Annotated in this window: 23 protein-coding genes; 14 read left to right on the top strand and 9 right to left on the bottom strand. The window is 58.8% G+C overall.

From position 1 onward, the window contains the following. Positions 1 to 39: 39 nt before the first annotated feature. From alg8 to yaaA, 3 genes are all read right to left on the bottom strand, one after another. A complete protein-coding gene (gene alg8, locus KDX39_RS07000; RefSeq protein ID WP_221432540.1) occupies positions 40 to 1,521 on the bottom strand; it encodes a mannuronan synthase in 1,482 nt (493 codons plus the stop codon). A 98-nt stretch (positions 1,522 to 1,619) separates the two neighbouring features. After that, complete coding sequence (locus KDX39_RS06995) at positions 1,620 to 2,936, bottom strand: nucleotide sugar dehydrogenase (protein ID WP_099226862.1); 1,317 nt, start codon at positions 2,934 to 2,936, stop codon at positions 1,620 to 1,622. An 815-nt stretch (positions 2,937 to 3,751) separates the two neighbouring features. Further along, positions 3,752 to 4,531: a peroxide stress protein YaaA gene (gene yaaA, locus KDX39_RS06990; RefSeq protein ID WP_099226861.1), complete on the bottom strand. Its 780-nt coding sequence runs from the start codon at positions 4,529 to 4,531 to the stop codon at positions 3,752 to 3,754. A 213-nt stretch (positions 4,532 to 4,744) separates the two neighbouring features. On the opposite strand from yaaA, the gene KDX39_RS06985 reads away from it, so the two are divergent. The 5 genes from KDX39_RS06985 to moaE all read left to right on the top strand — a co-directional run bounded on the left by KDX39_RS06985 (position 4,745) and on the right by moaE (position 9,013). Then, positions 4,745 to 5,923 (top strand): polysaccharide deacetylase family protein, encoded by a 1,179-nt coding sequence (locus KDX39_RS06985; RefSeq protein ID WP_231659821.1) that lies wholly within the window; start codon positions 4,745 to 4,747, stop codon positions 5,921 to 5,923. A 295-nt stretch (positions 5,924 to 6,218) separates the two neighbouring features. Further along, positions 6,219 to 7,613, top strand: coding sequence for a PhoH family protein (locus KDX39_RS06980; protein WP_099226860.1), 1,395 nt, complete (start codon positions 6,219 to 6,221; stop codon positions 7,611 to 7,613). Positions 7,614 to 7,833: 220 nt separating this feature from the next. After that, the gene (moaC, locus tag KDX39_RS06975; RefSeq protein WP_099226859.1) at positions 7,834 to 8,319 is read left to right on the top strand and encodes a cyclic pyranopterin monophosphate synthase MoaC; all 486 of its coding nucleotides are present in this window, start codon (positions 7,834 to 7,836) and stop codon (positions 8,317 to 8,319) included. Beyond that, a complete protein-coding gene (locus KDX39_RS06970) occupies positions 8,316 to 8,561 on the top strand; it encodes a MoaD/ThiS family protein (RefSeq protein WP_231659820.1) in 246 nt (81 codons plus the stop codon). The genes moaC and KDX39_RS06970 overlap by 4 nt, the downstream gene beginning before the upstream one ends. Before the next feature lie 2 nt (positions 8,562 to 8,563). Beyond that, the gene (gene moaE, locus KDX39_RS06965) at positions 8,564 to 9,013 is read left to right on the top strand and encodes a molybdopterin synthase catalytic subunit MoaE (RefSeq protein WP_099226857.1); all 450 of its coding nucleotides are present in this window, start codon (positions 8,564 to 8,566) and stop codon (positions 9,011 to 9,013) included. A gap of 101 nt (positions 9,014 to 9,114) precedes the next feature. Here the strand turns inward: moaE and rhlB are convergent, their stop codons facing one another. Together rhlB and KDX39_RS06955 are read right to left on the bottom strand one after the other, a co-directional pair. Beyond that, positions 9,115 to 10,569, bottom strand: a complete 1,455-nt coding sequence (gene rhlB, locus KDX39_RS06960; RefSeq protein ID WP_231659819.1) for an ATP-dependent RNA helicase RhlB — start codon at positions 10,567 to 10,569, stop codon at positions 9,115 to 9,117. A 117-nt stretch (positions 10,570 to 10,686) separates the two neighbouring features. Further along, positions 10,687 to 11,346 (bottom strand): alpha/beta hydrolase, encoded by a 660-nt coding sequence (locus tag KDX39_RS06955; protein WP_231659818.1) that lies wholly within the window; start codon positions 11,344 to 11,346, stop codon positions 10,687 to 10,689. A 483-nt stretch (positions 11,347 to 11,829) separates the two neighbouring features. On the opposite strand from KDX39_RS06955, the gene KDX39_RS06950 reads away from it, so the two are divergent. The 8 genes from KDX39_RS06950 (at position 11,830) to KDX39_RS06915 (ending at position 19,311) form a co-directional block, all read left to right on the top strand. Continuing rightward, complete coding sequence (locus tag KDX39_RS06950; protein WP_231659817.1) at positions 11,830 to 12,858, top strand: amino acid ABC transporter substrate-binding protein; 1,029 nt, start codon at positions 11,830 to 11,832, stop codon at positions 12,856 to 12,858. 70 nt (positions 12,859 to 12,928) lie between these two features. Then, the gene (locus KDX39_RS06945) at positions 12,929 to 14,110 is read left to right on the top strand and encodes an amino acid ABC transporter permease (RefSeq protein WP_231659816.1); all 1,182 of its coding nucleotides are present in this window, start codon (positions 12,929 to 12,931) and stop codon (positions 14,108 to 14,110) included. 10 nt (positions 14,111 to 14,120) lie between these two features. Continuing rightward, positions 14,121 to 15,218 (top strand): amino acid ABC transporter permease, encoded by a 1,098-nt coding sequence (locus KDX39_RS06940; protein ID WP_099226853.1) that lies wholly within the window; start codon positions 14,121 to 14,123, stop codon positions 15,216 to 15,218. Positions 15,219 to 15,228: 10 nt separating this feature from the next. Next, positions 15,229 to 15,993, top strand: a complete 765-nt coding sequence (locus KDX39_RS06935; RefSeq protein ID WP_004886196.1) for an amino acid ABC transporter ATP-binding protein — start codon at positions 15,229 to 15,231, stop codon at positions 15,991 to 15,993. A 166-nt stretch (positions 15,994 to 16,159) separates the two neighbouring features. Beyond that, positions 16,160 to 17,392, top strand: coding sequence for a CynX/NimT family MFS transporter (locus tag KDX39_RS06930; protein ID WP_231659815.1), 1,233 nt, complete (start codon positions 16,160 to 16,162; stop codon positions 17,390 to 17,392). Between the two features lie 84 nt (positions 17,393 to 17,476). Next, positions 17,477 to 17,968 carry a nuclear transport factor 2 family protein gene (locus KDX39_RS06925; RefSeq protein WP_231659814.1) on the top strand — a complete coding sequence of 164 codons (492 nt, stop codon included), beginning with the start codon at positions 17,477 to 17,479 and terminating at the stop codon, positions 17,966 to 17,968. Further along, a complete protein-coding gene (locus KDX39_RS06920; RefSeq protein ID WP_231659813.1) occupies positions 17,961 to 18,314 on the top strand; it encodes a GIY-YIG nuclease family protein in 354 nt (117 codons plus the stop codon). Before KDX39_RS06925 ends, KDX39_RS06920 begins: the two co-directional genes overlap by 8 nt. Before the next feature lie 64 nt (positions 18,315 to 18,378). Further along, the gene (locus KDX39_RS06915) at positions 18,379 to 19,311 is read left to right on the top strand and encodes a glutathione S-transferase family protein (protein WP_231659812.1); all 933 of its coding nucleotides are present in this window, start codon (positions 18,379 to 18,381) and stop codon (positions 19,309 to 19,311) included. Between the two features lie 93 nt (positions 19,312 to 19,404). On the opposite strand, the gene KDX39_RS06910 is transcribed toward KDX39_RS06915, so the two are convergent. Further along, positions 19,405 to 19,755: a glutaredoxin family protein gene (locus KDX39_RS06910; protein ID WP_231659811.1), complete on the bottom strand. Its 351-nt coding sequence runs from the start codon at positions 19,753 to 19,755 to the stop codon at positions 19,405 to 19,407. A gap of 5 nt (positions 19,756 to 19,760) precedes the next feature. Next, positions 19,761 to 20,762 (bottom strand): nucleoid-associated protein YejK, encoded by a 1,002-nt coding sequence (yejK, locus tag KDX39_RS06905; protein WP_004882927.1) that lies wholly within the window; start codon positions 20,760 to 20,762, stop codon positions 19,761 to 19,763. A gap of 394 nt (positions 20,763 to 21,156) precedes the next feature. Here yejK and KDX39_RS06900 point away from each other — a divergent pair, with 394 nt between their 5' ends. Continuing rightward, a complete protein-coding gene (locus KDX39_RS06900) occupies positions 21,157 to 21,438 on the top strand; it encodes an HU family DNA-binding protein (RefSeq protein WP_099226846.1) in 282 nt (93 codons plus the stop codon). Between the two features lie 216 nt (positions 21,439 to 21,654). Here KDX39_RS06900 and rlmF read toward each other — a convergent pair whose 3' ends face one another. Next, the gene (gene rlmF, locus KDX39_RS06895) at positions 21,655 to 22,665 is read right to left on the bottom strand and encodes a 23S rRNA (adenine(1618)-N(6))-methyltransferase RlmF (protein WP_231659945.1); all 1,011 of its coding nucleotides are present in this window, start codon (positions 22,663 to 22,665) and stop codon (positions 21,655 to 21,657) included. 107 nt (positions 22,666 to 22,772) lie between these two features. Further along, positions 22,773 to 25,619, bottom strand: a complete 2,847-nt coding sequence (locus KDX39_RS06890; RefSeq protein ID WP_231659810.1) for a valine--tRNA ligase — start codon at positions 25,617 to 25,619, stop codon at positions 22,773 to 22,775. Between the last annotated feature and the right edge of the window lie 37 nt (positions 25,620 to 25,656).

The following is a 25,656-nucleotide window of genomic DNA, read 5'->3' as shown; positions in this document are numbered from 1 at the left end:
GCTAATTTTCCTACTTAAGCGATTAATCCGTTGGCCCGGTCAAACCATCGTCAACAGCACGGCGACGAAGATGGTGCCAGCCGAGAAAGTCATGGTTCGGGAAGACCACGTGTTGAACCAACCCTGAAAGCTGGCCATGTCGCGGCTGAGTTTGGTGTCCTGGCGCGTCCAGGACTGGCGGTCCAGTCGGAAGAAGACGTAGATCTTCATGAGGGCGCCGACGATCTGGTTGTAATAGAGAATCAGGGGGTAGGCAGGGCCGATCCTGTGTCCCGAGAAGGACAGCAGCAGCGTGAGGATCAGGCGGGTCATGCCGATCCACAGCAGGTACATCAGCAGAAAGGCTCCGCCGTACTTGAAGCTGGCGATGATGGCGACCGTCAGACCGAGGATGGAAGTCCACATCGATACACGCTGGTCGAACAGCACCACACTGGTGAACAGGCCAAGGCGACGAATACCCAGACCCAACGCACGGGAGTTTTGACGCAGGTTGTTGCCGTACCAGCGGTACATCAGCTTACGACTGGCCTTGAGGAAACTCTTCTCGGGCGGGTGCTCGACCGTGTTGATCGCGGCATCCGGCACGTAGAAGGTGTCATATCCAAGGCGCATCAGGCTGAACCAGCTGGATTTGTCGTCGCCGGTCAGGAACCGGAACGTGCCCAGACGCCAGTGGTTGAGCGAGTCGCTTTCCACGTCGGCGATGAACTCGGGGTCGGTGACCACTGTGGCGCGAAATACCGACATGCGGCCGGTCATGGTCAGCACGCGCTTGGACAGGGCCATCGAGCACATGTTGATGTGACGCTGAGCGAAACGCAGCTTGTGCCACTCGCTCATGATGTAACCGCCGCGTACTTCACAGAACTCGTTGGTGGTCAGGCCGCCGACGTTTTCGAACAGCTGGAACCACGGCACGGTCTTGGCCACGACGCCTTCGTTCAGAACGGTGTCACCGTCGATCACCGCGACGACCGCGCGCTCGTCCGGAAGGTGGCGGGAAATGGCACGGAAACCGTAGGCCAGACCGTCACGCTTACCGGTGCCAGGGATGCGCACGAAGTCCAGCTTCACGCGGTCCGGCGGGTTGAGACGGGCCCACATCGCCTTGACCAGCAGCTCATCGGACATTTCCACCAGCGAGCAGACGATAGTGGTCGGCAGACCGCAATTGATCGCTTCACGAATGACCGAGCTGTATACCTGAGCGGTGGTCAGCGCGTCGATACGAAAGCTGGTGACCATCAGGAACACATGGGACGGATCTGCTGCCTTACCCAACTTTTGAACCTTGCGGCGCAAGTGCGGATAAACGATGTACAGAAAGATCATCCCGCGCACAAAGTGCGTAATACCCATTGAGTAACGCCAGATACCCACGGCGCCAATCAGAAAGATAAAGTTCTTCGACTGCGAGTCGAAGATACTGGTGGGCAATGCCGTGGCAATACCCATTAATAAACTTAGATAAAACAGCCAACCGGCGGCCTGTAAAAGGCCGTGTTTTAGCCTCTGCATAATCTGTATCCCTAAGTCAGTTGCAAGCCTCAAGCCCCAGGCCCAAGCAGTGCTTGAACAAGTGGCCTGGAGCTTGGCGCTTGTGGCTTGCGGCTGATTTACCAGCAGATACCTTCGGCACGGCCATCTTCACTGGTGGCTTTGGACATGAAGCCCACCAGGTCGATGACGCGCTTGCCTTCAGGGGTCTTGTCGGCGAGCGTGCGGAAGCGCTCGTCGCGGTTGCCCAGGATGATGACGTCAGAGTCGTTGATGACCTGGTCGAAGTCGGAATTCAGCAGCGAGGAAACGTGCGGGATTTTCGATTCGATGTAGTCTTTGTTCGCGCCGTGAACACGTGCGTATTCAACGTTGCTGTCGAAGATGCTCAGGTCGAAGCCCTTGCCGATCAGCATTTCGGCCAGCTCTACGAGCGGGCTTTCGCGCAGGTCGTCGGTGCCGGCCTTGAAGCTCAGACCCAGCAGTGCAACCTTGCGGCTGTCGTAGCTGGCAACCATGTCGAAAGCGTTCTGCACCTGAGAAACGTTGCTGCGCATCAGGGAGTTGAGCAGCGGCGCTTCAACGTCCAGCGTGCTGGCGCGGTAGGTCAGGGCGCGAACGTCCTTCGGCAGGCAGGAGCCGCCGAATGCGAAGCCTGGGCGCATGTAGTACTGAGACAGGTTCAGTGCCTTGTCCTGGCAGACCACGTCCATCACTTCGCGACCATCGACGCCGACGGCCTTGGCAATGTTGCCGATTTCGTTGGCGAAGGTGACTTTGGTGGCGTGCCACACGTTGCAGGTGTACTTGATCATTTCGGCAACGGCGATGTCCTTGCGGATGATCGGTGCGTCCAGCTCTTCGTACAGCGATTGCAGAACGTCGCCCGATGCCTTGTCGAACTCGCCGATGACAGTCATCGGTGGCAGGTCGTAGTCCTTGATCGCGGTGCTTTCACGCAGGAACTCAGGGTTCACTGCAACGCCGAAGTCCACGCCCGCTTTCTTGCCGGAGCAGTCTTCCAGAATCGGGATGACAACATTGGCAACGGTGCCCGGCAGTACGGTGCTGCGGACCACGATGGTGTGACGGGATGTCTTTTCACGCAGCACGTAACCGATTTCGCGGCAGACGGATTCGATGAAATCGAGTTCCAGATCGCCGTTTTTCTTGCTCGGTGTGCCCACGCAGATCATCGACAGATCGGTGGCGCGAATAGCTTCGGAGAAGTCCGTAGTGCCACGCAGTTTGCCCGTACGAATACCTTGCGCCAGCAGGTCTTCCAGACCCGGTTCAACGATGGGCGATTTGCCGTTATTGATCAGGTCGATCTTGGTGCTGGAGATATCCACACCGACAACTTCATGACCCCGTGCAGAAAGGCAACCGGCACAGACTGCACCGACATAACCCAAACCAAAGATGCTGATACGCATCGTACTCTCCTCGATTTTCACGCCATAAGTTGGCTGGATATTAATTTTGGCCAGCAGATGTCACACGCGAGTCGTGACAGCGTGTAAGGCCATCTAACTAACGCAGGCATATTTAAGAGTGAGTGCCCAAACAAGCGAGGCGAACCCAAATGACACTAAGTACAAGCGGCAGGTGACCTGTCCTTTCGGGCGGGGCCCTGCTCTCTTGGATGCAGTAAACCACTCCATGTATAGCGATCGACGGCGGATCAGGAGCTGAAAGCCTTTGGCCAGAGCCTTGGCGGTCATTGTCGAGTCCTGCGCGCCACACCGTTCCGGTGCTTCGCCTGTCTACCTACTTCAACTAGTGATATGAGTTTTAATTTCGGTACCTGCAGCCTCTTCCAGAGGAAAAGGACTGCCTGCGGGTAACTTCCCTTTGTCCTCGCTTCGCTGTAGGTGATCTCCTACAGGATGGCCGAGAATTGTTACGGGATGTAGGAGCGTAAGGTTTCCCATTTAGTTCCGGGCCGCTCGTCCTGTTTCGGAGATTTTGACGTATCGATTTTGTGACAATGCTAGTTGCATTTTGATGGCGCAGTAGAGCGAAGTCCTTTGTGGCCGGGGGGTTGGTGTTGCTTGATATAAAAGTGCCATTAGTGCGAAAGACTAAAGTGCTACTACCTAAAAAATTTGTTTATTTTTTGAGAAAATTTTCTTGTCGGACAAGCGGGACACTAGTTGACGTTTAAATGGCGTCATAAAGCCGTCGCTCGGCGGGTGAGGTAGACGCAACAAGTTGTACAGCGGCGTAGCGCTGCACAACTTTGACGCCATTAGTCTTCTGGAGTGTCGCGCAGAAAGACCAACTTGGAAGGGGTAGAAAGTTCTGATTCGTAACGATATCCCTGCGCATCAAACGCTCTGAGCGCTTCAGGGCTTTCGATTCTTTCTTCAATCACAAACCGGCTCATCATGCCGCGGGCTTTCTTGGCATAGAAGCTGATGATCTTGTACTGCCCGTTCTTCAAATCCTTGAACTCGGTGTCAATGATCCGAGCCTTGAGCGCAGAGCGCTTGACCGCTGAAAAGTATTCGGTCGAGGCCAGGTTGAGCAGCAGGTCGTCGCCCTGATCGGCGAGTGCTTCATTCAACCATTCGCTGATGCGTGTGCCCCAGAATGCATAGAGGTCCTTGCCGCGGGCGTTGGCCAGCCGCGTGCCCATTTCCAGGCGGTAGGGCTGCATCAGGTCGAGTGGGCGCAGCAGGCCGTAAAGGCCGGAAAGCATGCGTAAGTGCTTCTGCGCATAATCGAGCTGGTCCTCGCTGAGGGTTTCTGCCTGAAGGCCTGTGTACACGTCGCCCTTGAACGCGAGCAGCGCCTGCTTGGCATTCTCGGGTGTGAAGGCGGGGGTCCAACTGCCGAAGCGTGCGGCGTTGAGCCCGGCCAGTTTGTCGGACAGGTGCATCAGTTCGGCGATCCGGGCAGGCGCGAGTTCGCGAAGCTGACTGATCAGTTCCTGAGAATGGTCCAGATACTGCGGCTGGGTAAAACGCTCGGTGGTGGGCGGTGTTTCGAAATCGAGGGTTTTCGCTGGGGAAATCACCATCAGCATGAAGTCGTCTCCTTTGATCGTCGGGGGATTCTAGGGGGTGATGGCGTACGACTCCAGCTATGGTGGCGATAGAGACAGGTTTGGCATTCGCCCACAGCTCAATGGCGGTTCATGCATCGGTTTTGTATGTGCGTCGACATAAGGGGGCAGGCGTATATCAGCTATAGTGGCGCGCTGGTCATGACGCGACAGTCGACATAGGGGACATTGGGTTTGCGTATCGTTTTAGCAGTTTGCGCGTGTCTGTTGTGGGGTCAGGCTCAGGCAGCCGCTCCGGTCATTGCCACCATGGATCGCAGTGTCTGGCCCGAGCGCCTGGAAACGCCTGCGTTGTTCGATGTCGCGTCACGCGCAGAGATCCTGGCGTTCGCCCATCAGCTGTATTTGAGCGAAAAGCTGGACGAGGAAGGGCTCAAGCAGCGCCTCGGCCTTCGTTACGTCAATGTGTCCTCGCTGAACGTGGTTCGCCATCGTCTGTGGTCGCGCCTGCTGGAAAACTATCAGGCCGCCCAGAAAAGCTGCGTCGACGACGCCAACTTCTGTGTGCTGGTCGAAGACATGGACCAGTTGCGTCAGCGCGCCGAGGAATATCAGGTTGCCGATGATTCCTTTTATGCCGCCTGGGCAAGACCCAGTGCCATCTTCCATCAGCGCTACCTCAACGAACTGCTGTTTCTGGCGGCGCTGTTTCCGCAGACCAGCAGCGAGATCGAGCGTTATAACTCCGATGAAATGATCGGCGACGAGATGCCGGACCGCACCTTCAAGCTCAACTTCGACAGTGGTCCCAGCGCAGTCGATGGCGCGACGGACTGGCTGGCCGATTTCATGCGCCAGCAGAAGATGACAGCGACTTTTCATGTGTTGGGCAAGAGCCTGCAGGATCGCCTCGACAGTACGTCCGCTGTTGGCCTGCAGGCGTTGTACCGCCAGCAATGCGTAGGGATTCAGGGCTGGGAATACCGGTCGCACAGCCAGTGGCTGGACTGGCAGGATTCGATTCAACGCAGTTCGGCATTGGTGCAGCAGATCCTTCCGGATAACTTCGTGCCGCTGTTCCGTCCGCCTTATGGGCATCGTCGTGCCGACAGCGGTGATTACTTCCGCTCGCAACACCTGAGGGTGTCGCTGTGGAATATCGACGCTCAGGATGCAACCGGTCGGCTGACTGCCGATCAGGTGGGCGATCGTGTCTTGACGCTCATGCTGCTCTGGCGACGGGGCACGGTGGTGTTCCATGACTCGGCCAACAGGGCGCAGTCGGCACTGCCGCTGTTGATGGCCAACACCGCACAAAGCGAACTGATCTGGGATGACTGCCGGAATCTGTATGAAACGCCCGTGGAACAAGGGCTGCAAGAGACTGACGAAGACACGCCGGAGGGGGAATAACGGGTAAAACGACTGTAGCTGACTTCTGACTGTAAACGCGCCGGGAACGTCCGCCAAGCGCTATTCGTCATCCTGTGAAATAAACTTCAAAAAACTGTCAAAGAGCTTTTTTCTGTCATCCCTTTTGCTGTATTACGAATACAGACCGCCGAAACCTGCAACACAGGTGGCGTCTTCCAAGACCCACCTTGAGCAACACTTCTACCCTGCCTGAAGGGAAGAAAACCGGCGGCCTTTTCGTGGCGCAGTGCTGTTGTGGTTCTGCGTCGCCTGGCTACTACAAAGGTGAGCGAGTATGGATGACCACGGACGCACCCCCTCCACTAACCAGCCAATCCTTTACGTGCTCGATACCAATGTATTGATCCATGATCCAAACGCACTGCTGAATTTCGAAGAACACCACGTCGCCATCCCCATGACCGTTCTGGAGGAACTGGACAAACTCAAAGCAGGTAAACATTCAGTAGCCGCCGAATGCCGGCAGGCGATCCGTCTGATTGACAAGACACTGGGCGAAGCATCACCCGAAGAAGTCGAGAAGGGTGTACCGATCAATCGCGGCACTGGTGTTTTCAAAGGCTTTCTGTCGATTTTGATGAGCAAGCGCGAGGAACCCAACAGCCTTCTTCCCGAGCATTTGAACGACAACATCATCATCAATCAATTGATCGACCTGCACGCGCGCAACAAGGACTTGAGCGTTGTGCTGGTGACCAAAGACATCAACATGCGCCTCAAGGCCCGCGCCTGTGGTATCGAGGCCGAGGATTACAGCACCGACCAGTTGGTGGACGACGTCTCGCTGTTGTCCCGTGGCTACCACGACATGACCGGTTCGTTCTGGGATCGGGTCAACAAGGTCGACACCCGGCAGGAGCGGGGGCGTACCTGGCACCGTGTGCAATTGAATGAAACCCTGCCTGCAGTCCACATCAACGAGTTCATTGTCGACGAGCAAGGCTTCGTCGGCTGGATCAAGGGCGTCAAGAATGACGAGCTGCTGATTCTGGACATGCACCAGGAGCCGTTGCTGCACCAGGAAGCCTGGGGCCTCAAGCCGCGGGACATTTATCAGGGGCTTGCGCTGTTTGCCTTGCTGGATCCGGATATCCATCTGGTCAACCTGTCCGGTGCTGCCGGTTCGGGTAAGACCATTCTGGCCCTGGCCGCTGCCATCGAGCAGACCATGGTCACCAAACGTTATCGCCGCATCATCGCAACCCGCAGCGTGCAGGGGCTTGATCAGGAAATCGGTTTCCTGCCGGGCACCGAAGCGGAAAAAATGGAGCCGTGGCTCGGCGCAATCACCGACAACCTTGAAGCCTTGCACATGGATGACGAAAGCACCCATGGCAGCGTCGATTACATCCTCAGCAAAGTGCCGCTGCAGTTCAAATCCCTCAACTACATTCGAGGCCGCAGTTTTCAACAGAGTCTGATCCTGATCGACGAGTGCCAGAACCTGACTCCGCACCAGATGAAAACCATCATTACACGTGCCGGTGCCGGTTCAAAAGTGGTCTGCCTGGGCAACCTGGCGCAGATCGACACCCCCTATCTGTCAGCCACCAGTTCCGGGCTGACCTACCTGACGGAGCGCTTCAAGGACTTCCCCAACGGCGTGCACATCACCCTGCAGGGTGTGCCTCGCTCGATACTGGCCGAATATGCGGAGAGCCATTTGTAACTCCACGCCCGGCGCCAGGCGTGGTCCACCCTTATCGATGGAAACATGCAAGCCCGCGGCAGCGGGCTTGCTCATGAAGAGGATTGCGCAGGCGCCCGAAGCAGGGCGTCTGTAGCAGCGCTTGCGAGTGCAGGCCCACCCCCACGCGCTGTCCGTCCTCCGTCAGCCCCCTGCCGCGCTTTTAGGTTTACAATCCCCGCTCCTGTTCAGGAGTAGAACTGTGCTGACCCATCTCGATTCCCAAGGCCGTGCCAACATGGTCGATGTCACCGATAAAGCGGTGACGTCCCGTGAAGCCGTGGCCTGTGCGCGTGTGCGCATGCTGCCGACCACTCTGCAAATGATTGTCAGCGGGGGCCACCCCAAAGGTGATGTCTTCGCTGTGGCTCGTATCGCGGGCATTCAGGCGGCAAAGAAGACCAGCGATCTGATACCGCTCTGCCATCCGCTGATGCTGACCAGCGTCAAGGTCGAACTCAGCGCCGAGGGCGACGACGCGGTATTGATCATGGCGCGCTGCAAGCTGGCCGGGCAGACCGGCGTGGAAATGGAAGCGCTGACGGCCGCCAGTGTCGCTGCGCTGACGATCTATGACATGTGCAAGGCGGTGGATCGCGGCATGGTCATCGAATCGGTTCGCCTGCTGGAGAAGCTTGGTGGCAAGAGCGGCCACTTCGTGGCTGACGATGTGGAGGCGGGGAAATGAAACTGCAGGTTCAGTATTTCGCCCGCTATCGCGAAGCGCTGGGGCTGGACAGCGAGCGGGTCGAGGGGGATTTCGCCACGCTGGACGCATTGCGTCAGCACTTGTTGCTGCGCGGCGAGGTCTGGCAGGTACTCGGCGAGCGGAACGTGATGTGCGCCCGCAATCAGGAACTCTGCGCGCTGGATGAGCCCTTGCAGGATGGCGATGAAGTGGCGTTCTTTCCTACCGTGACCGGAGGCTGATCATGGCGATTCGTGTGCAATCGGCAGCGTTCGATCCGGGCACGGAGGTCAACGCGCTGCATGCTGCCAATGTCGGCATCGGTGCGGTGGTGAGTTTTGTCGGTTACGTGCGCGACTTCAACGACGGCCGCGAAGTTTCCGGCATGTTTCTGGAACACTATCCAGGCATGACCGAAAAGGCATTGGCGAAGATTGTTGTCGAAGCCGAACAGCGCTGGCCTTTGTTGCGGCTGGACGTGTTGCACCGGGTCGGAGTGCTGGAGCCGGGCGAACCCATTGTGTTCGTTGGCGTTGCCAGTGCCCATCGTCAGGCCGCGTTCGAGGCCTGTGACTTCGTCATGGATTATCTCAAGACCCGCGCGCCGTTCTGGAAACGTGAGAACACGTCTGAAGGCGAGCGTTGGGTAGAAGGCCGTGACAGTGATCACGCGGCGGCAGATCGCTGGAAGTGACGGGGCTCGGAGTCTGCCGTCCGTGCCATTGAGACGCGAAGCGTCACGGGCAGCATGCCCACGCAGAGCATGGGCACGATCATCTTCAGGTCAGAAAACGCTTAAGTCGTGCGACGCACCACGGCACGCAGCAGTTCGGTCGGCGGGGTTTCGCAGCTGATCTTGCGGCCCAGTTTTTCTTCGATGGCAGGCAACTGATACGAGTCGTCTTCGCCTGCGAAGCTGATCGATACGCCGTCAGCGCCAGCACGACCAGTACGGCCGATGCGGTGCACGTAGTCGTCCGGCACTTCGGGCAGGGTAAAGTTGATCACATGGCTGATGCCGTCGATGTGAATGCCGCGACCGGCGACATCGGTGGCGACCAGCACGCGAATCTTGCCTTCGCGGAAGCCTTCCAGCGTCTTGATCCGCTTGTGCTGAGGCACATCGCCTGACAGTTGCGCTGCGTTGACGCCATCGCGCACCAGTCGTTCTTCGATGCGGCGCACTTCGTCCTTGCGGTTGGCAAAGACCATCACACGTTCCCAGCCGTTGTCGTTGACCAGGTTGTACAGCAGCTTGTATTTGTCGGCACCGGCCACTGCGTAGATATGCTGCTCGACGTTGTCACTGGCAACGTTCAGCGATTCGATCTCGACGATGGACGGATCCGTGGTCCATTGCTTGGCCAGGTTCATGACATCGTCTGTGAAGGTGGCCGAGAACAACAGAGTCTGGCGTTCACCCTTGTGCGGTGTCTGACGAATGATCTGACGCACCTGCGGAATGAAGCCCATGTCCAGCATGCGGTCGGCTTCGTCCAGCACCATCACTTCAACCATGTCCAGATGCACCTCTCCACGCTGGTTGAAGTCCAGCAGGCGACCCGGCGTGGCAACCAGAATGTCGCAGTGACGCGCTTCCAGTTGCTTGAGCTGCTTGTCGAAGTCCATGCCACCGACGAACGTCATGACGTTCAGGTTGGTGTACTTGGTCAGGTCGGCGGCGTCCTTGGCGATCTGGACCACCAGTTCCCGGGTCGGCGCGATGATCAAGGCGCGCGGTTCACCCATATAACGCTCTGCGGGTGGCGGGGTCTGAGTCAGTTGCTCGATGATCGAGATCAGGAAGGCTGCGGTCTTGCCGGTGCCGGTCTGCGCACGGCCGATCGCGTCCTTGCCTTTGAGGGTGAAGCCTAGAACGCCCGCCTGGATCGGCGTGCAGTAAGGAAAACCCAGGTCCTGAATGGCGTGCATCAGCTCAGGTGCAAGGTTGAAATCGTGAAAACGGGTCTTGCCTTCCTGCGGTTCAACAACGAAATCTTCAAGTTTCCAGGCTGGGGCAGGAGGTTTCTCCACACGTTCGCGACGCGGGCGCTCGGTCCTGGGCTTGTCGGAGCGCGGTGCTCTGGCCTTGGCAGGCTCGACAGGCTTGTCGGCCACCTGAACGTGGCGGTCATGATTCTGCTCCTGAACGGGCATGACAGGTGCGGGGACAGGTGCTGCCGGAGCAGGCGCGAGCGGTTCGGCCTCGCTTTTACCGAACATCTTTTTGAGTGCTTTGAGCACGGTCATCTCGTCAATTGGTTAAGGAATGTACGCCGAGCAGTGTAAAGCAAGAACCGTGCTCGGCGTAGTGTCATCCGTGTTGCGCTACAGAACCGCTCGGTCCGGCGCGCTGCAATACCGATTTCAGCGCAGTTTTTCAGCCAGCCACACGCCGATATCCTGAATTTCCTGCGGTAACACTTGGTGCCCCATTGGGTACTCCTGCCATTGAGCGGTGACACCTTGAGCCTTCAAATGCTCGTAGGCGGTCCGGCCCATGACGTTGTGTACCACTTCGTCATGTTGACCGTGCAGGCAGAGGGCCGGGATGCGCTGCTGGCTGGCGGAAAGCGTCATCTGATTGTTGAATGTCGGTGCATAAGTGGAAAGCGCGAGCACGCCGCCGAGCGGGCCCTGCCAGCGCAGATAGCCGGCGTGCAATACCACCGCGCCGCCCTGGGAAAAGCCTGCCAGAAAGATCCGCGCCGGGTCGATGCCACTGTCACGTTGTTGCTCGATGAGGTTCAGCACCTGCTGCGCCGACGCTTCCATCTCGTCATGATCGATGGCGCGGGCCTCGCTGCTCATGGCTTTGATGTCATACCAGCTCGGCATCTGATAGCCGCCGTTGACAGTCACCGCGCGAGTCGGAGCCTGCGGGAGCACGAAACGAGTGGTCAGCAGTGACTCCTGCAGGGCTTCGGCCACCGGCAGAAAGTCGTAGCGGTCGGCACCCAGGCCGTGCAGCCAGATGACGCACGCATCCGGGGCACGGGACGGTTCAAGGATCAGAGGTTCGCTCATGACTGCTCCATTTTTGTGCGCTGGCGCTTTTTGGGCGCATTAATAGGGTGCGCAGCTTGTTTAAATATGAAAGAAGATGTCGCAAGGGTACAAGTTTTTGTCTTGACCTGTCGCTAATTCAGTATCGCCAGCATGCTGGTACGGGCTTTGCTACAAGACGTATGGAGACTGAGTGCTCTCATCGTTCGGTAACACTATAAAGCTATTACTGGTAACGGTCGAAAAGCAGCACCGGAGTCCATGCGTCAGGATTCGCGGCACGTTTCAACCTGTACCGTTCGGGTTCGGGAAAAACACGGGGCGACAGTCCAAGGGACCGATTCGAATGATGACTAGCCCTGACAAGACAATCTTGCAGGTGCTTCATGATTCAGGTCCGGCCACGCATGACCCAAAAAAAAGCCAGCACGGGTCATTGATGCCTCACAAGGGTGCGATGCCACTGAAACTCCCACACAACAAAGAGCAAACTGGAGATTTTGAATGAAGATGTTGAAATCCACCCTGGCGGTAGTCACAGCTGTAGCAGCACTTGGCGTGGCGGGGGCTGCTAACGCAGGTGCCACACTCGATGCTATTCAGAAGAAAGGGTTTGTTCAGTGCGGCGTCAGCGATGGCCTGCCAGGGTTTTCCGTTCCGGATGCTACCGGCAAGATCACCGGTATCGACGCTGACGTGTGCCGTGCCGTTGCCGCAGCCGTGTTTGGCGACGCGACCAAGGTCAAGTTCAGCCAGTTGAACGCCAAAGAGCGCTTCACTGCACTGCAATCTGGCGAAATCGACATCCTGTCGCGTAACACCACCTGGACCAGCTCACGCGATTCGGGCATGGGCCTGGTCTTCACCGGTGTGACTTACTACGACGGTATCGGCTTCCTGGTGAACAAGAAGCTGGGCGTTAACAGTGCCAAGGAGCTGGACGGCGCAACCGTTTGTATCCAGGCAGGCACCACCACCGAGCTGAACGTCTCTGACTACTTCCGCTCCAACGGCCTGAAATACACCCCGATCACCTTCGACACCTCCGACGAAAGCGCCAAGTCGCTGGAAGGCGGCCGTTGCGACGTGCTGACCTCCGACCAGTCGCAGCTGTACGCACAGCGCAGCAAACTGGCCAAGCCTGACGACTACGTCGTTCTGCCGGAAGTGATCTCCAAGGAGCCGCTGGGCCCTGTCGTACGTAAAGGCGACGAAGAGTGGTTCTCCATCGTCAGGTGGACCCTGTTCGCCATGCTGAACGCCGAAGAGGCCAAAGTGACCTCCAAGAACGTCGAAGCAGAAGCCAAGTCGACCAAGAACCCGGACGTTGCCCGTATGCTCGGCGCTGACGGTGCCTACGGTGCAGACCTCAAGCTGCCGAAGGACTGGGTCGTGCAGATCGTCAAGCAGGTAGGTAACTACGGCGAGATGTTCGAACGCAACCTGGGCGAGTCCACCCCGCTGAAAATCAAGCGTGGCCAGAATGCCCTGTGGAACGCTGGCGGCATCCAGTACGCTCCACCTATTCGCTGATTGACCCGGCGCCCGGCAGGCTTCCCAGCCTGTCGGGCGTTGTTCTGTTGGATTTTTCCTGGGGCATTTCATGGAAAAGCAAATCGTCGCACCCAAGCAAAAGCTCACTCTGAGCGATCCGAAAGTGCGCGCGTGGTTGTTTCAGATCATCACTGTCATTGCGGTGGTCTCGTTGGGCTGGTTCATGTTCGACAACACCCAGACCAACCTCCAGCATCGGGGTATCACCTCCGGTTTTGGCTTTCTTGAGCGCAGTGCCGGCTTCGGCATTGCCCAGCATCTGATCGATTACAGCGAGGCGGACAGCTATGCCCGCGTGTTTGTCATCGGCCTGCTCAACACCCTGCTGGTCTCGGTCATCGGTATCATCCTGGCGACTTTGCTGGGCTTCATCATCGGTGTTGCCCGTCTGTCTCCGAACTGGATGATCAGCAAGCTGGCCACGGTGTATGTGGAAGTCTTTCGCAATATCCCGCCACTGCTGCAGATCCTGTTCTGGTACACGGCGGTCTTCCTGACGCTTCCCGGGCCACGTCAGGCCCATGGCTACTTCGACATGTTCTTCGTCAGCAGTCGTGGCCTGAACATGCCCCGAGCAATGCCGGCCGAAGGCATGATTGCGTTTCTGGTCAGTGTGCTGATCGCCATCGTTGCCGTGGTGATGATGGTGCGTTGGGCCAACAAGCGTTTTGAAGCCACCGGTCAGCCGTTTCACAAGTTCTGGACTGCCCTGGCCTTGCTGCTGGTCATTCCCGGGCTGAGCATGTTGGTGTTCGGCAGCCCTGTGCATTGGGAACTGCCACAACTCAAGGGCTTCAACTTCACGGGTGGCTGGGTACTGATTCCCGAGCTGATCTCGCTGACGCTGGCACTGACTATCTACACTGCGGCGTTCATCGCCGAAATCGTGCGTTCCGGCATCAAGTCGGTCAGCCATGGTCAGACTGAAGCCGCCCGTTCGCTGGGGCTGCGTCCGGGTCCTACGCTGCGCAAGGTCATCATCCCGCAGGCTCTGCGAGTGATCATTCCGCCGTTGACCAGTCAGTTCCTGAACCTGGCGAAGAACTCTTCGCTGGCGGCGGCCATCGGTTATCCGGAAATGGTTTCCCTGTTTGCCGGTACGGTGCTCAACCAGACCGGGCAGGCGATTGAAGTCATTGCCATCACCATGAGCGTGTACCTGGCGATCAGTATCAGCATTTCCCTGCTGATGAACTGGTACAACAAGCGCATTGCGCTGATCGAGCGGTGAGGAAACGCGCATGACAACCCATACTTTCAAACCTGATATGCCACCGCCGGGCAAAGTGTTCGGCCCGATGGCGTGGATGCGGCAGAACCTGTTCTCCAGCTGGATCAACACGATTCTCACGCTGCTGTCGCTGTACCTGATCTATCTGATTGTCCCGCCGATGATCAGTTGGGCACTGCTGGATGCGAACTGGATCGGCACCACCAAGGAAGATTGCACCAAGGCTGGCGCCTGCTGGGTTTTCGTTCAGCAGCGCTTCGGCCAGTTCATGTATGGATACTTCCCCACCGAATTGCGCTGGAGGGTCGATCTGACCGCCATCCTCGCCATTGTGGGTGCTGCACCGCTGTTCATTTCGAAATTCCCGCGCAAGGCCATTTACGGTATCGCATACCTGGTGATCTACCCGGTCGTTGCTTTCTACCTGCTGCACGGTGGCGCGTTCGGTCTGAGCACCGTACCGACCAGTCAGTGGGGCGGCCTGATGCTGACGCTGGTCATCGCCACGGTCGGTATCGCCGGTGCGTTACCGCTGGGCATTCTGCTGGCGCTGGGGCGTCGCTCCAACATGCCGGCCGTGCGCGTGGTGTGCGTGACGTTCATCGAGTTCTGGCGCGGCGTGCCGTTGATCACGGTGCTGTTCATGTCCTCGGTCATGCTGCCGCTGTTCATGCCTGAAGGCATGAACTTCGACAAGCTGCTGCGAGCGCTGATCGGCGTCATCCTGTTCCAGTCGGCCTACGTCGCCGAAGTGGTGCGCGGTGGCATGCAGGCGATTCCAAAGGGTCAGTACGAGGCCGCCGCTGCAATGGGCCTGGGTTACTGGCGCAGCATGGGGCTGGTGATCCTGCCGCAGGCATTGAAGATGGTCATTCCCGGCATCGTGAATACCTTCATTGCCCTGTTCAAGGACACGAGCCTTGTGATCATCATCGGCCTGTTCGACCTGCTCAACAGCGTCAAGCAAGCCACCGCCGACCCGTCATGGCTGGGTATGGCCACCGAAGGCTATGTCTTCGCGGCCCTGGTGTTCTGGATCTTCTGTTTCGGTATGTCCCGCTATTCCATGCATTTGGAACGTAAGCTGGACACAGGCCACAAGCGTTAGGAGTTTTGACATGAGTGAAGTTATCACCAAGCCTCTGGGCGCTGAAGGCATGATCCGCATGGAGGGCGTCCACAAGTGGTACGGCCAGTTCCACGTGCTCAAGGACATCAACCTGAATGTGCGTCAGGGCGAGCGTATCGTATTGTGCGGCCCGTCTGGCTCGGGCAAGTCGACGACCATCCGCTGCCTGAACCGTCTGGAAGAGCACCAGCAGGGCCGGATCATCGTCGATGGCACCGAGCTGACCTCGGACCTGAAGCAGATCGAAACCATCCGCCGTGAAGTCGGCATGGTGTTTCAGCATTTCAACCTGTTCCCGCACCTGACCATCCTGCAGAACTGCACGCTGGCACCGATGTGGGTTCGTAAGATGCCAAAGAAGAAAGCCGAAGAAATCGCCATGCATTACCTGGAGCGCGTACGCATTCCAGAGCAGGCGCATAAATTTCCCGGCCAACTCTCCGGCGGTCAGCAGCAGCGCGTGGCAATTGCCCGTGCGCTGTGCATGAAACCCAAGATCATGCTGTTCGACGAGCCGACCTCGGCACTCGATCCGGAAATGGTCAAGGAAGTACTCGACACCATGGTAGGCCTGGCTGAAGAAGGCATGACCATGCTGTGCGTGACCCACGAAATGGGCTTTGCCCGCACCGTGGCGAACCGGGTGATCTTCATGGACAAGGGTGAAATCGTCGAACAGGCTGCGCCGAACGACTTCTTCGACAACCCGCAAAGCGACCGTACCAAGCTGTTCCTCAGCCAGATCATTCACTGAGTCGGCAGTCGCAACACGGAAAACCGGGCCTTGTGCCCGGTTTTTTCATTTTTGGCGCATGGCTGCGTTTGTATGCAATCTGGCCTGAACCTTGTATTCCATAGCGTTCTCCAACAGGATACTTGCCCCCTGTAACGGGTCGACATACCTGATTGCCGAGAAATTGATGACTGCCAAGGCTCAACCCAGCCCCGACTCTGCCACTGCCCCGACTCATTCGATCCTAAAGCGCCCCTGGCTGTTGCTGCTGGGTCTGGTGCTGGTGGCTCTTAACCTGCGCCCCGCGTTGTCCAGCATCGCGCCCTTGCTCAATAACGTTTCCGACAGTCTGGACATGTCGGCTGCCGAAGCAGGCCTGCTGACCACCTTGCCGGTGCTGTGCCTGGGCCTGTTCGCGCCGCTGGCACCGATTCTTGCGCGGCGTTTCGGCAGCGAGCGGGTCGTTCTGGTGATTCTGCTCATGCTCGCATCAGGTCTGGCCGTGCGCAGTCTTTTCGGTGAGTTCGGACTGTTTACGGGCAGTCTGATGGCGGGTGCAAGCATCGGCATCATCGGCGTGCTGCTGCCGGGAATCGTCAAGCGCGACTTTCCGAAACAGGCGGATGCCATGACGGGCGTCTACACCATGGCGCTGTGTCTGGGGGCGGCGATTGCAGCAGGTTCGACCGTGCCCCTCAGCCATTATTTCGGCGACAGTTGGCAGATCGGTCTGGGGTTCTGGCTGATTCCGGCGGTGATCGCCGCGCTGTTCTGGTTGCCACAGGCCGGCGAAAAGCATGGCACGCATCGCGACGTCTACCGGGTCAAAGGCTTGCTGCGTGATCGGCTGGCCTGGCAAGTGACGCTGTACATGGGCCTGCAATCTTCGCTGTCCTACATCGTGTTCGGCTGGCTGCCGTCGATCCTGATCGGTCGCGGCATGACGCCCACCCAGGCCGGCCTGCTGCTGTCGGGCTCGATCATCGTGCAGGTCATCAGCGCGTTGAGTGCCCCCTGGCTGGCGACACGGGGCAAGGATCAGCGGCTGGCGATCATGCTGGTCATGTCCCTGACCCTCACCGGACTGTTCGGCTGCCTTTATGCGCCGCTGGAAGGTCTGTGGGGCTGGGCGATTCTGCTGGGGCTGGGGCAGGGCGGTACGTTCAGTCTGGCACTGGCGCTGATCGTGCTGCGCTCGCGCGATTCACACGTGGCCTCCAATCTGTCGAGCATGGCGCAAGGTTTTGGTTACACCATCGCCTCGATGGGGCCGTTTGCGGTCGGTGTCGTACATGACGTGACCGGCAACTGGAATGCGATTGGCTGGATCTTCGCCGTGCTGGGCGTGGGCGCCATGATCGCGGGTATGGGCGCGGGTCGCTCGCTGTATGTGCAGGTCAGCAGTGAGAAAGTCCAATAACCTTATTTGTTTGCTAAATGTTGGTAGCTCACGACGCGTTTGCCGCTTATCGTGCACGCATCTTTTGCCAAGGGATCTGCACGCATGAGTTATGAAGAAGACAGTCAGGCCAACAGCGCTCTGATCACCCGCTTTTACGAGGCGTTCGCGCAGTTGGACGCCGAAGCGATGAGCGCCTGCTACACCGACGATGTGCTGTTCAGTGATCCTGTGTTTGGCGAGTTGCGCGGTCGTCAGGCGGGCGACATGTGGCGCATGCTGACCTCACGGGCCAAAGACTTCTCGGTGGTGTTCGATCAGGTGCGCGCCGATGATCGCTCCGGTAGCGCTCACTGGGTGGCGACTTACCTGTTCAGCCAGACCGGACGCACGGTGATCAACGAGATTCAGGCGCGCTTCGTGTTTCGCGACGGCCTGATCTGCGAGCATCACGACCACTTCGACCTGTGGCGCTGGTCGCGTCAGGCACTGGGTGCCAAAGGCCTGCTGCTGGGCTGGACGCCGATGGTGCAGAACGCGATTCGCGGCCAGGCGCAGAAAGGTCTGAAAACCTTTACCGAGAGCCGCCGTGCCTGAGTCATGTGCAGTCACCCCCGATTCGGCAAACGAGCCGGTGATCCACAAGCCATGGTTTGTCTATCTGGTGCGCGCTGCCAATGGATCGTTGTACTGCGGCATCAGTGATGACCCGGTCCGACGTTTTGCCGCCCACCAGAGCGGCAAGGGTGCTCGCTTTTTCTGTTCAAGCCCGGCCGTGGCGCTGGTCTATGTCGAGCGGCACGTCAGCAAGGGTGAGGCGTTACGCCATGAACGGCTGATCAAGAAGCTGCGCAAAACGGCCAAAGAAGTACTGGCTGCCAGCTACAAAGGTGTGCCGGTTCCGGTGTCGATCCATGAGCGTGATGTCGTGCCATCCACCTGAGGCGGTAGGCTGGCAGGGAGGTGCGGGGTAAGCTGTCTGCTTTTCACGCGCCCTGAGGCTGAACATGTCCGAGTTGATTCTTCACCATTACCCCACCTCGCTGTTTGCCGAAAAAGCACGTCTGATGCTGGGTTTCAAGGGGCTTTCCTGGCGCTCCGTGACCATTCCCTCGATAATGCCCAAACCTGATCTGACCGCGCTGACTGGCGGTTATCGCAGGACGCCGGTGTTGCAGGTGGGTGCGGATATCTATTGCGACACCGCCTTGATGGCGCGCCGTCTGGAGCAGGAAAAGGTTTCGCCGACGTTCTACCCGCAAGGGCAGGAATTCACCGTTGCCGGCCTTGCGGCGTGGGGCGATTCGGTGCTGTTCATGCACGCGGTCAGTCTGGTGTTTCAGCCTGAATCGCTGGCCGTGCGCTTTGCCAAGGTCCCGCCCGAGGCTGCCAAGGCGTTCGTTGCAGATCGTTCATCACTGTTCTCTGGAGGCAGCGCAGTGCGCCTGAGCGCCGAGCAGGCCAAGCACCAGTGGCCTGCGCTCATGGCACGCCTGGAGTTGCAGCTGTCGCGCAATGGCGACTTCCTGTTCGGTGAGCCCTCTATTGCCGATTTCAGCGTGGCGCACACCTTGTGGTTCCTCAAACAGACGCCTGTGACGGCGCCGTTTGTGGATAACTATCCCGGGGTCAGTGGCTGGCTGGCTCGTGTGCTGGGCTTTGGTCACGGCGCGCACAGCGACCTGAGTTCGGCCGAGGCCATCGAGACAGCCCGAAATGCCACGCCGGCAGCGCTGCCCGACGAGGCGTTCGTTGACCCCAACGGCTTCAAGGCAGGCGATCAGGTGGCAATTTCGGCAACCGATTACGGTGTTGATGCCGTGGAAGGTGAGCTGGTGTTTGCAGGAAGCGACGAGCTGATCCTGCGCCGCGAGGATGATCGAGCGGGTGTAGTGCATGTGCACTTCCCGCGGCTGGGGTTCAGGATCGAGAAGCGGTAAGCGTCAACTGATCGTTCCCATCGCTCCGCGTGGGGATCGTGGCGCTCCGCGTCACGTTCGAGCGTGGACGCGGAGCGTTGGCACGATCAGAATCTATTCAAGCGCCGCCAATATCTCATCCGGTGCAAAGCCGCGAATGAGGGTGCCGTTGACATCGATCAACGGGATGCCGCGTCCACCCAGTGCCTCATACGCCTTGCGGCCTTCCTCGGATTTCTCGATGTCGTATTCCTGATAGGGAATACCTTTGCTGTCGAGGAAGCGGCGGGTCTGTTTGCAGTAACCGCACCATTCGGTCGCGTACATCACCACCTTCGCCTGGCGGTAGCTTTGCGCAACGCTGGCAGGCGGCGGGTTGACGAAGTTCTCGATCGTGCCCAGGTTCTGATAGATCACCACCACCAGCATGATCAGGGCGACCTTCCTGAGCGTGCGCATCAGCATTTCGGTTACCGCCGCTTCAACTGATCGGTCAGCTGGGTCGGCAGGCCTTTGATGATCAGCGTGCCCGCCGTTTCGTCGTACTCGATCTTGTCGCCCAGCAGATGCGCTTCGAAACTGATCGACAGTCCCTCGGCACGACCGGTGAAACGGCGGAACTGGTTGAGCGTGCGCTTATCCGCCGGGATCTCTGGCGACAGGCCGTAGTCCTTGTTGCGAATGTGGTCGTAGAACGCTCGCGGACGCTCCTCATCGATCAACTCGGACAATTCCTCCAGGCCCATCGGCTCGCCCATCTTGCTCTGGCTGCTGGCGTAGTCGACCAGGGTCTTGGTCTTCTCGCGAGCCGAATCCTCGGGCAGGTCTTCGCTTTCGACGAAATCGCTGAAGGCCTTGAGCAGGGTGCGGGTTTCGCCCGGCCCGTCGACGCCTTCCTGACAGCCGATGAAATCGCGAAAGTACTCCGAAACCTTCTTGCCGTTCTTGCCCTTGATGAAGGAGATGTACTGCTTGGACTGTTTGTTGTTCTGCCACTCCGAGATGTTGATCCGCGCCGCGAGGTGCAGCTGACCCAGATCCAGATGACGCGACGGGGTCACGTCCAGCTCGTCATTCACGGCCACGCCTTCACTATGATGCAGCAGGGCGATGGCCATGTAGTCGGTCATGCCTTGCTGATAGTGAGCGAACAGAACATGACCGCCAACCGACAGGTTGGACTCTTCCATCAGCTTCTGCAGATGCTCCACGGCCACGCGGGAAAACGCGGTGAAGTCCTTGCCGCCCTCCAGGTATTCCTTCAGCCAGCCGCTGAAGGGATGCGCCCCGGATTCGGCGTGGAACAGCCCCCAGGCCTTGCCCTGCTTGGCGTTGTAGTTTTCGTTGAGGTCGGCCAGCATGTTCTCGATGGCCTGGGACTCAGCGAGTTCGGAGTCGCGTGCATGGAGAACAGCGGGCGTACCGTCGGGTTTCTTGTCGATCAGGTGGACGATGCAATGACGGATCGGCATGGGCTTCTCGGCTGGAAAAAGATGAAGAGCGTGCAGCTCGGTGCAAGGGCGTTAGTGTAACGCAGGCTTGCGTGCAATGGCCTTGAAGGGGTTGGTTTTCGCTGTACTGGCGCTGCAGCTGGTTAATTACTGCACAATTAATGTTAAAAGCTGACCAAAAGGATAGGTAGAGGCGGATATTTACCCGGCTCTGTGCTAGTTTTGCGCGGTCTTGTGCAGCTTAGCGCGCCAAGCATGCAGTTTGAGTACGCGTAGGCCGAACCAATATCCGGTTTCAGTATCTACATTTCGCGATTAATCGTGGCTGCTAGCGGGTGGCCAGGTTTATTGCCTGGCTACTGGCCGACGTTGCGCTCTGCAATCCAAATGAATTTGATAGGGAAGGAACACCACCATGGCTCTTACTAAAGACCAATTGATCGCCGATATCGCTGAAGCTATCGACGCGCCAAAAACCACCGCGCGTAATGCTCTTGAGCAATTGGGCCAAATTGTTGCCGACCAATTGGAAAACGGCGCAGAAATCACCCTGCCAGGCATCGGCAAGCTGAAAGTAAGCGAGCGTCCAGCTCGTACTGGCCGTAACCCTTCGACTGGCGCAGCCATCGAAATCGCTGCCAAGAAAGTCGTCAAGTTCGTACCAGCCAAAGTGCTGACCGACGCAATCAACAAGTAAGCCCACGCTTGCTGTTGAAAAAGCCGTGCACCGGATAACCGGGCACGGCTTTTTTGTAGGCGTATGGGCGCATGTTTGATCGCTCCCGCTCCTGCAGGAGCGTCACGAGCTGCATGCGCACGCGCAGCGAAGGGCGCGATCAGTGCACGGGCACACTGGCGCTGCGTCCGCTCTTGACGTCACACGCACTTCAAACCGCAGGCAACATCTTCTTCATCACGAAACTGTCGTCTGCCGCCATGCGTTCTGCTGCGCCTTGTCCAGAAAGGTCCAGGCCACAAAACGGCTCTGTTTCTGTCCCTGACCCATTTCCACCACTCTGACCTCCAGCGCCCCGGCTTTTTTGAGAGCGCTTTGAATCGGTGGCAGGTTCGACGCCTTGGACACCAGGGTGCTGAACCAAAGCACCTGAGCCGGCATCAGTGTGCTCTCCTGGATCAGTTGAGTGACGAAACCGATCTCGCCGCCTTCGCACCACAGCTCCTGAGATTGCCCGCCAAAGTTGAGCACCGGCAGTTTGCGTTTTGGATCGGCCTTGCCAAGGGCGCGCCACTTGCGCTGGCTGCCACGTTGCGCCTCATCCAGCGAAGCGTGGAATGGCGGGTTGCAGAGGCTCACGTCGAAGCGTTCGGCGCTGTCCAGCAGCCCTGACAGGATGTGCTTGCGATTGGCCTGCAGGCGCACGCTGATGGCCTTGTGCAGGTTGTTGGCTTTGACGATGGTGGTCGCCGCCGCAAGCGCTGTGCTGTCGATGTCCGAACCCACGAAATGCCAGCCGTAGTCACTGTGCCCCAGCAGCGGATAGATGCAGTTGGCACCGGTCCCGATGTCCAGTGCCTTCACGGACGCGCCCCGCGGGATTTCGCCGCCATTGCCCTCGGCCAGCAGGTCGGCGAGAAAATGCAGATAGTCGGCACGACCCGGAATGGGCGGGCACAGGTAATCCGCCGGGATATCCCAATGGGCGATGCCGTAGAACGCCTTGAGCAGCGCACGGTTGAACACCCGCACGGCCTGTGGGTTGGCGAAGTCGATGCTTTCCTTGCCATAGGGGTTGAGGATCACGAACGTCGCCAGCTCCGGGCTGGACTTGATCAGTTTGGGAAAATCGTAGTGGCCCTGATGCCGGTTGCGCGGGTGCAGCGTGGCTTTTTCACGGGGTGGCGCAGGCTTGACGTTGCGCTGGGGTTTTTTGCGGGGAGGTTTGGGTTTGTCAGGCGTGGTCATGGAAGGCGTTGCTCTGAGGATGCGAATGCTGAGCCCGGCAGGAGCGCGCAAGCGCGCTCCTGAAGATTTCAGCTCAACCAGCCCCTTGTGGGGCTGGTGGCTTGCGTTTACAGACTGGCGATACGCGCGTGTTGCTCGGCCAGCTTGCCCAGAGCCTGTTCGGCTTCGGTCAGCTTGGCGCGTTCCTTGGCGATGACTTCAGGCGGCGCCTTGTCGACGAACGCGGCGTTGGACAGCTTGCCGCCCACGCGTTGCACTTCGCCCTGCAGGCGCTGGATCTCCTTGTCCAGGCGCGCAAGCTCTGCGCCCTTGTCGATCAGTCCGGCCATCGGCACCAGCACTTCCATGTCGCCGACCAGAGCGGTCGCAGACAATGGCGCTTCGGCACCGTCGGTCAGCACGGTCATGGACTCCAGTTTGGCCAGTTTCCTGAGCAGGTAATCGTTTTCGCTCAGGCGACGCTGGTCTTCGGCGGTGACGTTCTTGAGGAACAACTGCAGCGGCTTGCCCGGACCGATGTTCATCTCGCCGCGAATGTTACGTACCGCCAGCATCAACCCCTTGAGCCATTCGATGTCGTCTTCGGCAGCCTGATCGATGCGTGCCTCGTTGGCCACCGGCCACGCCTGCAGCATGATGGTCTTGCCTTCGACGCCTGCCAGCGGCGCAAGGCGCTGCCAGATTTCTTCGGTGATGAACGGCATGAACGGATGCGCCAGACGCAGCGCGACTTCCAGCACGCGCACCAGCGTGCGACGAGTGCCACGCTGACGCTCGACCGGTGCGGTCTCGTCCCACAGCACGGGCTTGGACAGTTCCAGGTACCAGTCGCAGTACTGGTTCCATATGAACTCGTACAGCGCCTGTGCAGCAAGGTCGAAGCGGAACTGGTCGAGTTGACGGGTCACTTCGGCTTCGGTGCGTTGCAACTGCGAAATGATCCAGCGATCCGCCAGGGAGAGTTCGACGGCTTCGCCGTTCTGACCGCAGTCTTCGCCCTTGTCGAGCACGTAGCGCGCCGCGTTCCAGATCTTGTTGCAGAAGTTGCGATAGCCTTCGACGCGGCCCATGTCGAACTTGATGTCGCGGCCGGTGGACGCCAGCGAGCAGAACGTGAAGCGCAAGGCGTCGGTGCCGTAGCTGGCGATGCCGTCGGCGAATTCCTGACGGGTCTGCTTCTCGATCTTTTTGGCCAGTTGCGGCTGCATCAGACCGCTGGTGCGTTTCTGCACCAGAGTTTCCAGATCGATACCGTCGACGATGTCCAGCGGGTCCAGTACGTTGCCTTTGGACTTGGACATCTTCTGGCCTTGGCCATCACGCACCAGACCATGCACATAGACAGTCTTGAACGGCACTTGCGGCGTACCGTCTTCGTTTTTCACCAGGTGCATGGTGAGCATGATCATCCGGGCGACCCAGAAGAAGATGATGTCGAAGCCGGTGACCAGCACGTCGGTGGAGTGGAAGGTTTTCAGCGCTTCGGTCTTTTCAGGCCAGCCGAGTGTGGAGAAGGTCCAAAGGCCCGAACTGAACCAGGTATCGAGTACGTCGTTGTCCTGTTGCAGCGCAACGTCCGGCCCCAGATTGTGCTTGGCACGCACTTCGGCTTCGTCGCGACCGACATAGACCTTGCCCGACTCGTCGTACCAGGCCGGAATGCGATGGCCCCACCAGAGTTGACGGCTGATGCACCAGTCCTGGATGTCGCGCATCCACGAGAAATACATGTTTTCGTACTGCTTGGGCACGAAGGCGATGCGCCCGTCTTCAACGGCAGCGATGGCGGGTTCTGCCAGTGGCTTGGTGGAGACGTACCACTGGTCGGTCAGCCACGGCTCGATGATGGTGCCGGAGCGGTCGCCTTTCGGGACTTTCAGGGCGTGATCGTCGACGCTGACCAGAAGGTCTGCGGCATCGAAGGCGGCTACGATGCGTTTGCGGGCTTCGAAGCGATCCAGGCCTGCATACTCGGCAGGCAGGGTGCCGTCGACGGTGTCGTTCAGCGTGCCATCGAGGTTGAACACCTGAGCGGCAGGCAGCACGGCGGCGTTCTTGTCGAAGATGTTCAGCAGCGGCAGGTTATGGCGCTTGCCGACTTCATAGTCGTTGAAGTCGTGGGCTGGAGTGATTTTCACGCAGCCGGTGCCGAATTCCGGGTCGCAATAATCGTCGGCAATGATCGGGATGCGACGACCCACCAGCGGCAGCTCGACAAACTTGCCGATCAGCGCCTTGTAGCGCTCGTCCTGCGGGTTAACCGCCACCGCAGCATCACCGAGCATGGTTTCCGGGCGGGTGGTTGCAACAATCAGGTAATCCAGGCCTTCAGCGGTTTTTGCGCCGTCGGCCAGTGGATAGCGCAGGTTCCACAGATTGCCTTTCTCGTCGTGGTTTTCCACTTCAAGGTCGGAAATGGCCGTGTGCAGCTTGGTGTCCCAGTTCACCAGGCGCTTGCCGCGGTAAATCAGGCCGTCTTCGTGCAGGCGTACAAAGGCTTCTTTCACGGCGTCGGACAGGCCGTCGTCCATGGTGAAGCGCTCGCGGCTCCAGTCAACTGACGAGCCCAGACGACGAATCTGACGGCTGATGTTGCCCCCGGACTCGGCTTTCCATTCCCAGACCTTGTCCAGAAACTTCTCGCGACCCAGCTCGTGACGGTTCACACCCTGCGCTTCAAGGCGGCGCTCCACCAGCATCTGCGTGGCGATGCCCGCGTGGTCGGTGCCTGGCTGCCACAGCGTGTTGCGACCCTGCATGCGACGGAAACGTATCAGGGCATCCATGATCGCGTTGTTGAAACCGTGGCCCATGTGCAGACTGCCGGTGACGTTCGGCGGCGGGATCATGATGGTGTACGAGTCACCCGCGCCTTGAGGGGCGAAATAGTTCTCTGACTCCCAGGTCTGGTACCAGGAAGTTTCGATGGCGTGCGGCTGGTAAGTCTTGTCCATGCGCGGCGGGAACCTGTGGCATTGATTCGGAAACCGG

It is taken from the genome of Pseudomonas sp. CDFA 610, from assembly GCF_021147865.1.
GTDB classification, from domain to species: Bacteria; Pseudomonadota; Gammaproteobacteria; order Pseudomonadales; family Pseudomonadaceae; genus Aquipseudomonas; species Aquipseudomonas alliivorans.
Note: the sequence above shows the minus strand (reverse complement) of the source record. Positions and strands in the feature narration are given on the sequence as shown.